Origin of the sequence: Pseudomonas sp. NIBRBAC000502773 (assembly GCF_006517195.1) — a bacterium.
Taxonomy (GTDB): Bacteria; Pseudomonadota; Gammaproteobacteria; order Pseudomonadales; family Pseudomonadaceae; genus Aquipseudomonas; species Aquipseudomonas marginalis.
The window spans coordinates 3,099,243-3,113,207 of record NZ_CP041189.1 but is presented as its reverse complement, the minus strand read 5'-3'; the positions used below and the strand labels follow the sequence as shown (position 1 = coordinate 3,113,207).

At 59.7% G+C, this 13,965-nt stretch carries 13 protein-coding genes and 1 pseudogene; 6 read left to right on the top strand and 8 right to left on the bottom strand.

What is annotated here, in order from left to right; translation table 11 throughout:
- The first annotated feature begins 34 nt into the window (after positions 1–34).
- Entirely contained in the window at positions 35–682 is a 648-nt protein-coding gene (pyrE, locus tag NIBR502773_RS14535) for an orotate phosphoribosyltransferase (protein ID WP_027608288.1), read from the top strand.
- Positions 683–757: 75 nt separating this feature from the next.
- Here pyrE and NIBR502773_RS14530 read toward each other — a convergent pair whose 3' ends face one another.
- The 6 genes and pseudogenes from NIBR502773_RS14530 to coaBC form a co-directional block, all read right to left on the bottom strand.
- Positions 758–1,627: a hypothetical protein gene (locus NIBR502773_RS14530; protein ID WP_115485476.1), complete on the bottom strand. Its 870-nt coding sequence runs from the start codon at positions 1,625–1,627 to the stop codon at positions 758–760.
- Positions 1,615–2,673: a type IV toxin-antitoxin system AbiEi family antitoxin gene (locus tag NIBR502773_RS14525; protein WP_115485477.1), complete on the bottom strand. Its 1,059-nt coding sequence runs from the start codon at positions 2,671–2,673 to the stop codon at positions 1,615–1,617. Before NIBR502773_RS14525 ends, NIBR502773_RS14530 begins: the two co-directional genes overlap by 13 nt.
- Positions 2,674–2,942: 269 nt before the next feature.
- Positions 2,943–3,848, bottom strand: coding sequence for an acetylglutamate kinase (gene argB, locus NIBR502773_RS14520; protein WP_015886532.1), 906 nt, complete (start codon positions 3,846–3,848; stop codon positions 2,943–2,945).
- An 18-nt stretch (positions 3,849–3,866) separates the two neighbouring features.
- Positions 3,867–5,288, bottom strand: a pseudogene (locus NIBR502773_RS14515) (phosphomannomutase/phosphoglucomutase); the annotation flags it as partial.
- Between the two features lie 240 nt (positions 5,289–5,528).
- Positions 5,529–5,984, bottom strand: coding sequence for a dUTP diphosphatase (dut, locus tag NIBR502773_RS14505; RefSeq protein ID WP_027608290.1), 456 nt, complete (start codon positions 5,982–5,984; stop codon positions 5,529–5,531).
- A 5-nt stretch (positions 5,985–5,989) separates the two neighbouring features.
- Positions 5,990–7,198 (bottom strand): bifunctional phosphopantothenoylcysteine decarboxylase/phosphopantothenate--cysteine ligase CoaBC, encoded by a 1,209-nt coding sequence (gene coaBC, locus NIBR502773_RS14500; protein ID WP_027608291.1) that lies wholly within the window; start codon positions 7,196–7,198, stop codon positions 5,990–5,992.
- 143 nt (positions 7,199–7,341) lie between these two features.
- On the opposite strand from coaBC, the gene radC reads away from it, so the two are divergent.
- Positions 7,342–8,016, top strand: coding sequence for a DNA repair protein RadC (gene radC / locus NIBR502773_RS14495; protein ID WP_141156303.1), 675 nt, complete (start codon positions 7,342–7,344; stop codon positions 8,014–8,016).
- A 44-nt stretch (positions 8,017–8,060) separates the two neighbouring features.
- On the opposite strand, the gene NIBR502773_RS14490 is transcribed toward radC, so the two are convergent.
- A complete protein-coding gene (locus NIBR502773_RS14490; protein ID WP_098480718.1) occupies positions 8,061–9,653 on the bottom strand; it encodes an ABC transporter substrate-binding protein in 1,593 nt (530 codons plus the stop codon).
- 458 nt (positions 9,654–10,111) lie between these two features.
- Between NIBR502773_RS14490 and rpmB the strand changes: the two genes are divergently transcribed.
- Positions 10,112–10,345, top strand: coding sequence for a 50S ribosomal protein L28 (rpmB, locus tag NIBR502773_RS14485; RefSeq protein ID WP_003176907.1), 234 nt, complete (start codon positions 10,112–10,114; stop codon positions 10,343–10,345).
- An 11-nt stretch (positions 10,346–10,356) separates the two neighbouring features.
- Positions 10,357–10,512: a 50S ribosomal protein L33 gene (gene rpmG, locus NIBR502773_RS14480; protein WP_003176906.1), complete on the top strand. Its 156-nt coding sequence runs from the start codon at positions 10,357–10,359 to the stop codon at positions 10,510–10,512.
- 69 nt (positions 10,513–10,581) lie between these two features.
- Here rpmG and NIBR502773_RS14475 read toward each other — a convergent pair whose 3' ends face one another.
- Complete coding sequence (locus tag NIBR502773_RS14475) at positions 10,582–10,944, bottom strand: cupin domain-containing protein (protein ID WP_027608294.1); 363 nt, start codon at positions 10,942–10,944, stop codon at positions 10,582–10,584.
- 230 nt (positions 10,945–11,174) lie between these two features.
- Between NIBR502773_RS14475 and NIBR502773_RS14470 the strand changes: the two genes are divergently transcribed.
- Both NIBR502773_RS14470 and NIBR502773_RS14465 read left to right on the top strand, forming a co-directional pair.
- Positions 11,175–12,668 (top strand): aldehyde dehydrogenase, encoded by a 1,494-nt coding sequence (locus NIBR502773_RS14470; RefSeq protein ID WP_141156302.1) that lies wholly within the window; start codon positions 11,175–11,177, stop codon positions 12,666–12,668.
- A gap of 147 nt (positions 12,669–12,815) precedes the next feature.
- Positions 12,816–13,958, top strand: coding sequence for an MFS transporter (locus NIBR502773_RS14465; protein ID WP_115485480.1), 1,143 nt, complete (start codon positions 12,816–12,818; stop codon positions 13,956–13,958).
- Positions 13,959–13,965 lie beyond the last annotated feature (7 nt).

Sequence of the window (13,965 nt, the reverse complement as noted above, 5' to 3'; positions counted from 1 at the left end):
ATTAGCTAAATCCGTGGTATCTGAGGCTTTTTTCATGCAGGCGTATCAACGCGATTTCATTCGTTTTGCCATCGATCGCGGGGTTTTGCGCTTCGGTGAGTTCACCCTCAAGTCCGGGCGCACCAGCCCGTATTTCTTCAATGCCGGCTTGTTCAACTCGGGTTCGGCCCTGGCTCAACTGGGGCGTTTCTACGCGGCAGCCATCGTTGAAAGCGGTATTTCCTTCGACGTGCTGTTTGGCCCGGCCTACAAGGGCATCCCCCTGGCGGCTGCAACGGCCGTGGCCCTGGCGGAACACCATGGGCGCGACCTGCCATGGTGCTTCAACCGCAAGGAAGCCAAGGCCCATGGCGAAGGCGGTAGCCTGGTGGGCGCGCCGCTTACCGGCGATGTATTGATCATCGATGACGTGATCACGGCCGGTACGGCTATCCGTGAAGTGATGCAGATCATCGCTTCCCAGGACGGCGCCAAGGCCGCCGGTGTGCTGATCGCGCTGAACCGCCAGGAGCGTGGCAACGGTGAGTTGTCGGCCATCCAGGAAGTGGAGCGTGATTTCGGTATTCCAGTGGTCAGCATCGTGTCGTTGAACCAGGTGTTGCAGTTCCTGGAAGACGACCCGCAGCTCAAGCAGCACTTGCCGGCAGTCAAGGCGTATCGCGAGCAGTTCGGCGTTCAGTAAACAGCCACAATAAAAAGGCCCCGTTCCATTCAATTGATCGGGGCCTTTTTTCGGTTCGGGCTTTTCGGGGTGTGGCTACTCCCGCAGTCGCAAGGCGCGCAATAAAGCGTCAACCTGCCCGAAAGCGTCTTGTTGCCATTGGTCCGGTGTGCGATCTCCGAGTATCTGGCTGTCTTCGACGAATCGCCTTACGGCCGTTGGGCCATAGCCTTCGGCAATATCAAACTTTTCGCCGATGAACTGAAATCCCTGTTCTCCACTCCCGGTTTCCAGTACTGATCGACATTCTCCTGCAAGCGCTTGGATGCCGCCGGGGAAATTACGGACGCAGTAGTAGATGTCATATGCGTCCTTCTGTTTGTGCCTTCCGTTCAGGGCGTATCCCTTCATCGCCAGCAGGGCGGGGATCGAGCACACCGCGACCTCGACACGATTTTTGCCACCCGTAGGCATGGAGCCTTCAATGGCAACCATTTGATAGAAGCGCATCGCCAAGTCGGCACCGTCAGCGCGTTGAACTGCAAAGTCGTTGAGAATGGGAGGTTTGTTCTGGATGATTTCGGCGTCACGCGGCATCAAGAAGTCCACGATCACATCTATCGCTGATCCACCGTCTTGCACGGGAACCTGGCGAACGAGCTGGAATCGCCGCAGTTCTCCTCTTTGTTCGTACCCATTACCCATCAGTGCTTCAATCAACGTCGCGTATTCGCCATCACCGAGAGCCTCTGCGTCCAAGCTCAAATCGACATCGAGGGTTCCAACGTGCTGCATATCGTCGTTCGCCAGCAGGAGCCAAGGCACCGCTCCACCGATCACTGCAAACTTGCCTTTGAAGGAACCAAGGATCTGACCGATCTCGACTAATACCGCCTTCACGGCAGCGGTCGTTCTGTCGTCATAATCTGAGGCGGATTGAGGTTCTTGAGGGATTAACGAGACCATGTCAGTTTTTCCTGTCGTAGATATTCGGCGGCTTCCTTTCCGCGCTCTCCTGCAACAGATAGATCCAAATATGTCTGAACTGGGCTGGTGCACAGGGCGCCCGGTGCGGGTTCAACGGTGTCCAGTAGGAGTCCTTCGTCGTTGGGTAAAGTGATGACAACGTTCTCTCCCTTTGATGCAGGAACCAACTGCAGTGCTTTAACCAGTCTTTCTAGCCCTTCAATGTCGGCATAAAAGTAATTCGTGCTGATGCGGGCATAGGGTGCGAGCCATTGAGCGGCAGAAAAGGAGGAAAAAAGTGCGTGTCCGCCGTTCCTTTCTCCAATAGCGATGCGTGCGGCATTTTCCAATGCGCTGCCATGTAAGGTGGTATAGAAGCCCTTACGCTCTCCTGATGGAGGCTCGTATGCTTCGGTCCATGCATCCAGGAGCGCTTTAGGATCGGATAGACATACGCCGTCGTTTGTCGCTCTTGCCCATTCTCGATTCAGTAGTGCTGTGCGGACATTGCTGACCTGTCCCAGGCTCACCCCGGCGGCTTCGCACAGTTCTACCACCCGCCAGGCTCGGCCCGGATCCCGAAGCATCGTGCGTATGATCTGCGCTGATTTCGGTTTGAAGAAAGACTTAAGCTCCCTGTGCTCCGAGAGCGGCTTGTCAGCTACTTGGTGATCAATGAATACACCATCGAACGAGATCCAGGCATTACCTTCCAGGTCCAGATATCCCACACCCTTTTCCCGACACAGTTGTCTTGCTGCGGGTGAAAGATAGGGTGCTACCACAATAGGCGTAGCCTCTGGCCTTTGCTCGCTCACATAGTCGCGAAGCTGAAGTATGGCCGCGTTTATGAATCGGGGCTGGCCGTTTGCTTTTACCTCGCACACCAGGGGGCGTGATTTGCCTGATGCGTTAATCTCGATAATGAAGTCGGGAGTCCAGCCTTTGGAAGGAGGCATAGTTTTGAGGCTTTTAATCTCGAGAATCGGTACCTTGCTCAGGAGGCTTCGCAGCGCATCTCTGGAGTGAATTTCGAGTTCTTTCATTAATTGAGCCCTTTTCAGCGAATGTTGAAAATAGCTATTACGGTGAAAAAAGTCGAGGCATTTCACCCTTTTTGATGTTTTCAGTGAGTGTTGAAATACCCATTAATACTGAAAAGACTTCAGCGGCGTTTTCGTAATCATCGTTGTAGGCTGCGTTTCCATTGTGCATAAAAAACCGCAGATTCTACTTTGCCTGACGAATATTCCGTACATGGGTACGTATTGTCGTAGGCGCCGTAGGAAACTGCGGTTTTTTGGTGCTTTGTAAATCAGGGACGCTTGCGGTTACTGATCAGCGTGCCCACACCCGTATCGGTGAAGATTTCCAACAAGATTGCATTCGGCACACGGCCATCCAGGATCAGCGAGCTGCCGACGCCGCCTTGCACCGCTTCCAGCGCGCAACGGATCTTCGGCAGCATACCGCCGTAGATGGTGCCGTCGGCAATCAGCTCGTCCACCTGCTGGGTGGTCAGGCCGGTCAGCACCTTGCCTTCCTTGTCCATCAGGCCGGCAATGTTGGTCAGCAGCATCAGCTTTTCAGCCTTCAATGCTTCGGCCACCTTGCCCGCCACCAGGTCGGCGTTGATGTTGTAGGACTCACCGTTGGCACCCACGCCGATCGGCGCGATCACCGGGATGAAGTCGCCCTTGACCAGCAGGTTCAGCAGGTCGGTGTTGATGCCGATCACTTCGCCCACCTGGCCGATGTCGATGATTTCCGGCTGGGTCATTTCCGGCGTCTGACGGGTAACGGTCAGTTTTTTCGCACGGATCAGCTCGGCGTCCTTGCCGGTCAGGCCAATGGCGCTGCCGCCGTGGCGGTTGATCAGGTTGACGATGTCTTTGTTCACCTGGCCGCCGAGGACCATCTCCACCACGTCCATGGTCTGCGCGTCAGTGACGCGCATGCCATCGATGAAGTGACTCTCGATCGACAAGCGCTTGAGCAGGTCGCCGATCTGCGGGCCGCCGCCGTGGACCACCACGGGGTTGATCCCCACGGCTTTCATCAGCACGATGTCGCGGGCAAAGCCGGTTTTCAGCTCGTCGCTTTCCATGGCATTGCCGCCGTACTTGATCACCAGCGTCTTGCCGACGTAGCGTCGAATATAAGGCAACGCTTCGGACAGGACCTTGGCGGTGTTGGCAGCGGCTTCGCGTTCGAGGGTCATTCAGGGCTCCGGTAAAAATCAGAACGGTAATTGGAGATCAGGGGCAACACGTTTCAACTGGGCGTGGAACACGTCCTTGATGCGCTGCAACTCAGCCTCGGTATCCGCCTCGAAACGCAGCACCAGCACCGGTGTGGTGTTGGACGCGCGAACCAGGCCCCAGCCCTTGGCGTAATCGACTCGCACACCATCAATGGTGGTCAGGTGGGCGCCTTCACCCCATTGCGCATCGTGCAGTGCGTCAATGATGCTGAATTTGCTCTCCTCGGTCACATGGATATTGATCTCTGGCGTAGAAATATCATTCGGGAAGGTCTGAAACAGCTCTTCGGCGGTGGATTTTTCCTTGCTGAGGATCTCCAGCAGACGGGCGGCGCTGTAAATGCCGTCGTCAAACCCGAACCAGCGCTCCTTGAAGAACACGTGGCCGCTCATTTCACCGGCCAACAGCGCGCCGGTTTCCTTCATTTTCTTTTTGATCAACGAGTGACCGGTCTTCCACATTAGCGGGCGACCGCCATATTCCTTGATCAACGGGGTGAGGCGGCGGGTGCACTTCACATCGAAAATGATCTCGGCACCCGGGTTGCGTGCCACCACATCGCGGGCGAACAGCATCAGCAGGCGGTCCGGGAATACGATCTCGCCGGTTTCGGTCACCACGCCTACACGGTCGCCGTCGCCGTCAAAGGCCAGGCCGACGTCAGCACCGGTTTCCTTGACCTTGGCGATCAGGTCCACCAGGTTTTCCGGCTTGCCTGGGTCCGGGTGGTGGTTGGGGAAGTTGCCGTCGACCTCGCAGAACAGCGGGATCACTTCGCAGTTCAGGGCTTCGAGCAGCTGCGGGGCGATCACGCCGGCCGCGCCGTTGCCGCAGTCCACCACCACTTTCAGGCGGCGTGCGAGTTTGACGTCGCCGGTGATTTCGTCAGAGTAGCGCTGCAGGATGTCAACTTTGGTGATGCTGCCTTTGCCGCTGGTCAGGTCGTTGGTCTTCAGGCGGGTGTGCAGGGCCTGGATCTGTTCGTTGGCCAGGGTGTCGCCGGCGATGACGATCTTGAAACCGTTGTAGTCCGACGGGTTATGGCTGCCGGTCAGCATTACCCCGGATTTGCCGGCCAGTACATTGGCGGCGTAGTACAGCGCGGGAGTGGGCACCAGGCCCACATCGCTGACATGGCAGCCACTGTCGGCCAGGCCCTGGATCAATTGTTCCACCAGTTCCGGGCCGGACAGGCGACCGTCACGACCGACCGATACGTTGGGCTCGTCCTGGGCCAGGCTCTGGGAACCAATGGCGCGGCCAATCCAGTAGGCGGTTTCGGCGGTCAGGGTCTTGGGGACTACGCCACGAATGTCATAGGCGCGAAAGATGCTGTCGGGGAATGTCGGGGCTACTCGGGCTGCGGTACTCATCGCGGGGGGAAACTCCATCTCAAGGGGGCAAGGCTGGCCTTAATGTGGCTGACCGGCAGGCTCAAACTGAAGGGTATGACGGTGTTTTCGGCAGAGAGTTCGTGGTGCAAAAGTGCCATCGGAGCTTGGCCCCTGTCTTTATTTCTGCGTAATGCATTGATTTCAAATGGGAAATCTCGCTGATAAAGTCCGCGCATTCTTCATCCTGAAAAGCCTTGCGGGGGCATCGAGCCGGGCAAAGGCGCCCGGCCAGGTTCAGCGTAGTCAGTGACTGCCGGAATGCCCAAAACCGCCTGCGCCGCGTTGGGTTTCGTCAAAATCCTGCACCAGTTCGAAGTGCGCCTGCACCACCGGCACCAGTACAAGCTGGGCAATGCGCTCGCCGACAGCGATGTTGAACGCCGTCTGGCCACGATTCCAGCACGACACCATCAACTCGCCTTGGTAGTCCGAGTCGATCAGGCCTACCAGGTTACCCAGCACGATGCCGTGTTTGTGGCCCAGGCCGGAGCGCGGCAGGATCAGCGCGGCGAGGCCCGGGTCGCCGACGTAGATCGACAGGCCGGTGGGAATCAGGACGGTCTGGCCCGGCTCAAGGACGGTGTCTTGCTTGAGCATGGCACGCAGGTCCAGGCCGGCGGAACCTGGGGTGGCGTAGGCCGGCAGCGGGAATTCGGTGCCGATGCGGGGGTCGAGGATCTTGGCTTGCAAAGCGTGCATGGAAATTAAACCTGGTTCAGCCGTTGGGCGATAAAAGAGATCAGTTGGCGGGCAATCTTGCCTTTGCTGGTCTGGGCGAAAAGAGTGGCGTGCAGCTCGCGGTCGATCACGCTGCAGGCGTTTTCCTCGCTGTTGAAGCCGATGCTCGGGTTGGCGACATCATTGGCAACGATCAGGTCGAGGTTTTTGTCTTTCAGTTTGCGTGCGGCGTAGTCGAGCAGGTGCTCGGTCTCGGCGGCAAAACCGACACTGAACGGGCGGTCCGGACGCGTGGCAATGGTGGCCAGGATGTCCGGGTTGCGCACCATTTGCAGGAGCAGGCCGTCGCCGCTCGTAGGGTCTTTCTTGAGCTTTTGCGGGGCGACGACTTCCGGGCGGTAGTCTGCAACCGCTGCCGAAGCGATAAACAGGTCACAGGGAATGGCGGCCTCACAGGCGGCCAGCATGTCCCGGGCGCTGACTACGTCGATTCGCGTGACGCGATCGGGAGTCGGCAAGTGCACCGGACCGGTGATCAGGGTAACGCGTGCGCCTGCCTCGACCGCGGCTTCCGCCAAGGCAAAGCCCATTTTTCCTGAGCTATGGTTGGTGATGTAGCGTACCGGGTCGATGTTTTCCTGGGTCGGGCCTGCCGTAATCAGCACGTGCCGGCCGGTCAGGGCCAGGTGCTGGAAGCATTCGGCGGCGCACAATGCCAGGTCGGTGGCTTCGAGCATGCGGCCCATGCCGACATCGCCGCAGGCCTGGCTGCCGGAGGCCGGGCCGAACACCTTGAGGCCACGACTTTGCAGGAGCTGGGTGTTGGCCTGGGTCGCCGGGTCGCGCCACATGGCTTGGTTCATGGCCGGGGCGATGGCGACGGTGGCGTCGGTGGCCAGTACCAGGGTGGTCAGCAGGTCATCGGCAATGCCCTGCGCCAGGCGCGCGATCAGGTCGGCGGTGGCAGGGGCGATCAGTACCAGGTCGGCCCACTTGGCCAGTTCGATATGACCCATGGCGGCTTCGGCTGCCGGGTCCAGCAGGTCCAGGTGAACCGGGTGTCCGGACAAGGCCTGCATGGTCAGCGGAGTAATGAACTCACTGCCGCCGCGGGTCATGACCACGCGCACTTCAGCGCCCTGGTCGAGAAGCCTGCGGACCAGCTCTGCGCTCTTGTAGGCGGCAATGCCGCCGCCGACGCCGAGAACGATGCGTTTCCGATACAGACGCTGCATTGGTTTGCCTTTCCAGTTCAGTGAAGCCAGTTCAGTGACGCCTGCGATGCCCCCTCCCCAGGTGAAATCGCACGCAAAAAAGAGGGCCTACGATAACACAGCGCCCGCCCCGCAACAGCGGCGCACATGCACAGGGAGGTGGAATGAGTATTCGTGATTGGCCGGCGGCAGAGCGGCCGCGAGAGAAGCTTTTGGAGTGGGGGGCGTCGAGTCTGTCCGATGCTGAATTGCTGGCGATCTTCCTGCGCACCGGCGTAACCGGCAGGAGCGCGGTGGACCTGGCGCGCCATCTGCTAACGCAATTTGGCGGTTTGCGCCCGCTGCTGGAAGCCAGCCAGGCGGTGTTCAGCCAGCAGTTGGGCTTGGGGCCGGCGAAGTTTGCGCAGTTGCAGGCAGTACTGGAAATGTCCCGGCGCCATATGGCCGAGCGCCTGCGCAGCGATTCGGTGCTGGAAAGCCCGGTGGCCGTGCGCAATTACCTCAAGTCGCTGTTGCGCCATGAGCCCCATGAAGTTTTCGGCTGCCTGTTTCTCGATTCAAAGCATCGGGTGCTGGGGTTTGAAGTGTTGTCCGAGGGGACCATCGACGCTGCCGTGGTCTACCCGCGGCAAGTGGTCAAGCGCGCCCTGGCCTATAACGCGGCGGCGTTGATTTTGTGTCACAACCATCCTTCCGGGATCGCGGAGCCCAGCGCAGCTGATCGAAAATTGACCAAGCTGCTGCAAAAGGCCCTGGAAGTGGTGGATGTGCGGGTACTGGATCACATCATCGTGGGGGACGGTGATCCGTTGTCGATGGCGGAATATGGGTGGATGTAGGAGGTAAACAGCTGCAAGCCTCAAACGGGCTTGCAGCTTGCAGCTTAGGGCTTAACGCTGACCTTCGAGAAATCCTGGCGCCCGAACGGGCTCACCTGATAGCCCTCGACGTTCTTGCGCGCCAGGGCGAACGCCGTCGGGTGCGCCAGCGGCAACCACAGCGCCTGTTGTTGGATCTGCGCCTGGGCCTGCTGGTACAGCTTGCTGCGTACACCTTGTTCGCTGGTGGTCTTGCCGGCGCTGATCAGCTTGTCCAGCGCCGGATCGCAATAGCGGGCGAAGTTGGTGCCGGATTTAACCGCCGCACAGGAAAACTGCGGGGTCAGGAAGTTATCCGGGTCGCCGTTGTCGCCGGCCCAGCCCATGAACAGCAGGTCGTGTTCACCCGCTTTGGCGCGGCGAATCAGCTCGCCCCATTCGATCACGCGGATCTCGGCCTGGATGCCCACCTTGGCCAGGTCCGCCTGCAGCAGTTGCGCGCCGAGGTTCGGGTTAGGGTTCAGCAGGCTGCCGGTGGGGCGCGTCCAGAGGGTGGTCTTGAAGCCGTCCTTGAGGCCGGCACGGTCCAGCAAGGCCTTGGCCTTGGCGAGGTCCTGTGGATAACCGGGCAAGTCTTTGGCGTAGCTCCAGGTATTGGGCGGGTAGGGGCCGTTGGCGGCTTCGGCGGTGCCTTCAAACACCGCCTTGAGGTAGCTGCCCTTGTCGAAGGCCAGGTTGATGGCCTGGCGCACCTCGGGCTTGTCCAGCGGCGGGTGCTGGCTGTTGATGGCCACGAATGCGGTCATGAACGCTGCGGTTTTTTCTACCTTGAGTGCGGGGTCCTTTTCGGCCTCGCCCACATCCAGGGGCTTGGGCGACAGGGCGATCTGGCATTCGTTGCGGTGCAGTTTCTGCAGGCGCACGTTGGCGTCCGGGGTAATGGCGAAGATCAAGTTATCCACAGCCGGTTTGCCGGCGAAATAGTCCGGGTTGGCCTTGTAGCGCACCACGGCATCTTTCTGGAAACGGCTGAAGATGAACGGCCCGGTGCCGATCGGCTGGCTGTTGAGCTTCTCCGGCGTGCCGGCCTTGAGCAGTTTGTCGGCGTATTCCGCCGGGTAGATCGAGGCAAAGCCCATGCTCAGGGCCGCGAGGAAGGTGGAGTCGGCGTGATCCAGGGTAAAGCGCACGGTCAGCGGGTCGAGGGCATCGATCTTCTTGACCAGCGTTGGCAATTGCAGGGACTGGGCGTGGGGGAAGCCGCTCTGGGCGATCTTGTGCCACGGGTTGGCCGGGTCGAGCATGCGTTCGAAGCTGAAGCGCACGTCTTCGGCGGTCAGGGTGCGGCTTGGGGTGAAATACTCGGTGCGATGGAATTTCACGTCCGGGTGCAGCTTGAAGGTATAGGTCAGGCCATCCGGCGAGACGTCCCAGCTGTCCGCCAGGCTGGGCACCAGTTTGCCGCTGGCCGCGTCGTAGTCCACCAGGCGGTTCATCAGCACATCGGCCGAGGCGTTGGTGGTGGTCAGCGAGTTGTATTGCACCACATCGAACCCTTCGGGGCTGGCCTCGGTGCAGACGCTCAAGTTGCTGGCGGCAGAGGCCAGCGGCGCGATAAATAGAGGGGCTAGCAATAGCGGTAGGGCAGCGAGGCGCATGTTCGGTTTCCTTTGCAGATCGAAGGCCCATCTGCGAGTGCAGTCTGGAAAAGCCCTACCGTAGTGGTCTGGTTGATAAATGACTAGCCCATTTTTGCCTGTGCTTTTGCTTCAAATACTGTTTTGATGGCACCCCAGCGCGTTTCGCTGTGCGCTTTACTGCGCGTGCGAGCGCTGTAAATCATTCTGTGCGACGAGCGGTCGGCTGTTACAGCGGCCCCTCCTGGCAACGGTTCGGGCGTCTGTCGCCGAGATTTACGCCGGTAAAAATACACGGGCTGTTGTTGCACATGGGTCTTTCTGGTATAAAGCAGCGCTCTTTTCTAGGGGCCCGGTTCCTTCGCTTGTAGGTGTAGCCGGTAAGACCCTAAAGAAACGCGGCGCCTGGCGCCAAATGACTGAGAGATTAAGCGGCCAACCCATGCCGGGTTGGGCATGTGGTTTTAGAGGGCTGAGGCATGTCGAGAGTCTGTCAAGTTACCGGTAAGGGTCCGGTGACTGGGAATAACATTTCCCACGCAAATAACAAAACCCGTCGTCGTTTCCTGCCGAACCTGCAGCATCACCGCTTCTGGGTTGAAGAAGAGAAACGTTTTGTTCGCCTGCGTGTATCTGCCAAAGGCATGCGTATTATCGACAAGCGTGGCATCACTGTCGTGCTGGCCGAAATCCGCGCCGCTGGCAAGATCTAAGGAGCTCTATCATGCGTGAATTGATTCGAATGATCTCTAGCGCCGGTACTGGTCACTTCTACACTACCGACAAGAACAAGCGTACTACCCCGGACAAGCTCGAAAAGAAAATGTTCGACCCGCGCGTTCGCAAGCACGTGATCTACAAAGAAGGCAAAATCAAGTAATTGATTTTCCTCCTTGTGAAAAAGCCCGTATCTCACGATACGGGCTTTTTTTTGCCTGGCGTTTGTTGATCAGGCCTTCTGCTCGAACACCACATAGATCTTGCGGCACGGCTCCAGCACTTCCCAGGTGCCGCTGAAGCCGGCGGGGATCACGAAGCGGTCGCCGGCACGCAAGGTCTTCGCATTGCCCTCAGCGTCGCGCAATACAGAGACGCCCTGCACGATCTCGCAATACTCATGCTCGCTGTAGTTGACCTGCCACTGCCCGACCTCACCTTCCCAGACACCGGCGTTCATCTGGCCGCACGGGCTGTTGTAATGGTTGTACACCGTTTGTTCGGGATCGCCCTTGAGGATTTTTTCCGCGGCAGGGCGGTAGCGGTCTGGGGCGGTGTTGGCCTGGCTGAAGTCGACGATGTCCTGGATGCTCATGTGCGTGTCCCGTCTGGCCTGCGGTTGGAGAGCCCAAAGTCTATGTTTATTAAAATGAACATCGCAAGGGCGTTTACCGCGGTTATGTCAAATATATTGAAACATCCCCGGCCGCTGGTTTAGGGTGGCAGCTGCCTTTGAGCCGAACAGCTGGCTGGCGGGCAAGAATTCTTTGAGGCTGCCGGGGGACATCGCCTGGCCCTTGTATTCAATAAGAGGAGGACACTCGCATGACCACCCTGACCCGTGCCGACTGGGAACAACGCGCCAAGGATCTGAAGATCGAAGGCCGTGCCTACATCAATGGCGAATACACCGCTGCTGTTTCCGGCGACACCTTCGAATGCATCAGCCCGGTCGATGGCCGCCTGCTCACCAGCGTAGCCAGTTGTGACGCCGCCGACGCCCAGCGCGCCGTAGAAAATGCCCGCGCCACCTTCAATTCCGGTGTCTGGTCGCGCCTGGCGCCGGCTAAACGCAAAGCCACCATGATCCGTTTCGCCGCGCTGCTCAAGACCAATGCCGAAGAACTGGCGCTGCTCGAAACCCTGGACATGGGCAAGCCGATCAGTGACTCCCTGAACATTGACGTACCCGGCGCGGCAAATGCCCTGAGCTGGAGCGGCGAGGCAATCGACAAGATCTACGACGAAGTCGCAGCCACCCCGCACGATCAGTTGGGTCTGGTGACCCGCGAGCCGGTCGGCGTGGTGGGTGCCATCGTGCCGTGGAACTTCCCGCTGATGATGGCCTGCTGGAAACTCGGCCCGGCGCTGTCCACCGGTAACTCGGTGATCCTCAAGCCGTCCGAAAAATCCCCACTCACCGCCATCCGCATCGCGGCCCTGGCCGTTGAAGCCGGTATTCCGAAAGGCGTGTTCAACGTGCTGCCGGGCTACGGCCACACCGTCGGCAATGCGCTGGCGCTGCACATGGACGTCGACACACTGGTGTTCACCGGTTCGACCAAGATCGCCAAGCAACTGTTGATCCGCTCCGGCGAATCGAACATGAAGCGCGTCTGGCTGGAGGCCGGCGGCAAGAGCCCGAACATCGTTTTTGCCGATGCTCCGAACCTGCAAGCCGCCGCCGAATCCGCTGCCAGCGCCATCGCCTTCAACCAGGGTGAAGTCTGCACTGCCGGTTCGCGCCTGCTGGTGGAACGTTCGATCAAGGACACCTTCCTGCCGCTGGTGATCGAGGCCCTCAAGGGCTGGAAGCCCGGCAACCCGCTGGACCCGGCGACCAACGTCGGTGCCCTGGTGGACACCCAGCAGATGAACACCGTGCTGTCGTATATCGAAGCCGGCCACACTGACGGCGCCAAGTTGGTGGCGGGTGGCAAGCGCATCCTGGAAGAGACGGGCGGCACCTACGTCGAACCGACGATTTTCGACGGTGTAACCAACGCCATGAGAATCGCCCAGGAAGAGATCTTCGGCCCAGTGCTGTCGGTGATCACCTTTGACGGCGCCGAAGAAGCGATCAAGATCGCCAACGACACCCAATATGGCCTCGCTGCTGCGGTGTGGACATCGGATATTTCCAAGGCGCACCTCACCGCCAAGGCCCTGCGTGCCGGTAGCGTGTGGGTCAACCAATACGATGGCGGCGACATGACCGCACCGTTTGGCGGCTTCAAGCAGTCGGGTAATGGTCGCGACAAGTCGCTGCATGCGTTCGACAAGTACACCGAGCTGAAGGCGACCTGGATCAAGCTCTAAGCAACACCGCAGGCAAATGTGGGAGGGGGCTTGCCCCGATAGCAGTGTGTCAGGCACTAACAGTGCTCAATGATCCACCGCAATCGGGAGCAAGCCCCCTCCCACACTGTTTTGTGTGAACCCATGATTATCCACAGGAGCGTGGCAATGCGTTGGGCGACCTATTTCGCCGTCCTGGCCTCGGTGCTCAGTGTCGGCCTGGCCCTGGGCGTCAGCATGCCGCTGGTCTCCCTGCGCCTGGAGGGCTGGGGCTACGGCAGTTTCGCGATTGGCGTAATGGCCGCCATGCCGGCCTTCGGCGTATTGCTCGGTGCCAAGGTCTCCAGCCGCCTGGCCGCCTGGCTCGGCACCGCGAATCTCATGCGTCTGTGCCTGTGGGCGGGTGCGGTATCCATCGGTTTGCTGGCCATTCTGCCCAGCTACCCGATATGGCTGGTGTTGCGCCTGATGATCGGGGTGATCCTGACCATCGTGTTTATCCTCGGTGAAAGCTGGATCAACCAGTTGGTGGTGGAGCAGTGGCGTGGCCGGCTGGTGGCGCTGTATGGCTGCAGTTATGCCTTGAGCCAGCTCTCGGGCCCGTTGCTGCTGGGCCTGATCGGTACCGGCCATGACTATGGTTTCTGGGTCGGCGTTGGCCTGCTGGTGGTGGCTCCGCTGGCATTGCTGGGTCGCTCTGGTGCGCCCAGTGCCGAATCGTTCAGCGTGACCTTCGCGGACCTGTGGCGCTTCTGCCTGAGCCTGCCGGCGATTGCGTGGGCGGTGGCGCTGTTCGCCGCGTTTGAGGCGATGATCCTGACGCTGCTGCCGGTGTATTGCCTGCAACAGGGCTTCACTGCCGAAATTGCCCTGGCGATGGTCAGCACGGTGGTGGTCGGTGACGCGCTGCTGCAACTGCCCATCGGTGCGCTGGCGGATTATCTGCCACGACGCACGCTGTTTTTGAGTTGCGCACTGCTGTTGCTGGCATCGAGCCTGGCGGTTCCGTTGCTGATGCACACCCTGCTGATCTGGCCAATATGGGTGCTGTTCGGCGCCAGTGCCGGCGGGTTGTTCACGTTGTCGCTGATCCTGATCGGCGAGCGTTATCGTGACGATGCGCTGGTGCGTGCCAATGCCCACATCGCGCAGTTATGGGGCATCGGTTGCCTGATCGGCCCACTGGTGGCCGGCGCCGGCAGCCAATGGATCAGCGGGCACGCGCTGCCGTGGCTGATGGCGGCCGGGGCCTTGGGCTTGGTGGTGCTGTTGCTGCGCCAAGGCGCATTTGGTGCTGCTCAGCCCGCTTGATCCTCGC

Bases quoted from the DNA above. Each gene is read 5' to 3' on its own strand.
- pyrE (WP_027608288.1), top strand. From the start codon at position 35: ATGCAGGCGTATCAACGCGATTTCATTCGTTTTGCCATCGATCGCGGG.
- rpmG (WP_003176906.1), top strand. From the start codon at position 10,357: ATGCGTGAATTGATTCGAATGATCTCTAGCGCCGGTACTGGTCACTTC.
- NIBR502773_RS14475 (WP_027608294.1), bottom strand. From the start codon at position 10,944: ATGAGCATCCAGGACATCGTCGACTTCAGCCAGGCCAACACCGCCCCA.
- NIBR502773_RS14470 (WP_141156302.1), top strand. From the start codon at position 11,175: ATGACCACCCTGACCCGTGCCGACTGGGAACAACGCGCCAAGGATCTG.
- NIBR502773_RS14490 (WP_098480718.1), bottom strand. From the start codon at position 9,653: ATGCGCCTCGCTGCCCTACCGCTATTGCTAGCCCCTCTATTTATCGCG.
- rpmB (WP_003176907.1), top strand. From the start codon at position 10,112: ATGTCGAGAGTCTGTCAAGTTACCGGTAAGGGTCCGGTGACTGGGAAT.
- coaBC (WP_027608291.1), bottom strand. From the start codon at position 7,198: ATGCAGCGTCTGTATCGGAAACGCATCGTTCTCGGCGTCGGCGGCGGC.
- NIBR502773_RS14525 (WP_115485477.1), bottom strand. From the start codon at position 2,673: ATGAAAGAACTCGAAATTCACTCCAGAGATGCGCTGCGAAGCCTCCTG.
- radC (WP_141156303.1), top strand. From the start codon at position 7,342: ATGAGTATTCGTGATTGGCCGGCGGCAGAGCGGCCGCGAGAGAAGCTT.
- NIBR502773_RS14530 (WP_115485476.1), bottom strand. From the start codon at position 1,627: ATGGTCTCGTTAATCCCTCAAGAACCTCAATCCGCCTCAGATTATGAC.
- NIBR502773_RS14465 (WP_115485480.1), top strand. From the start codon at position 12,816: ATGCGTTGGGCGACCTATTTCGCCGTCCTGGCCTCGGTGCTCAGTGTC.
- dut (WP_027608290.1), bottom strand. From the start codon at position 5,984: ATGCACGCTTTGCAAGCCAAGATCCTCGACCCCCGCATCGGCACCGAA.
- argB (WP_015886532.1), bottom strand. From the start codon at position 3,848: ATGACCCTCGAACGCGAAGCCGCTGCCAACACCGCCAAGGTCCTGTCC.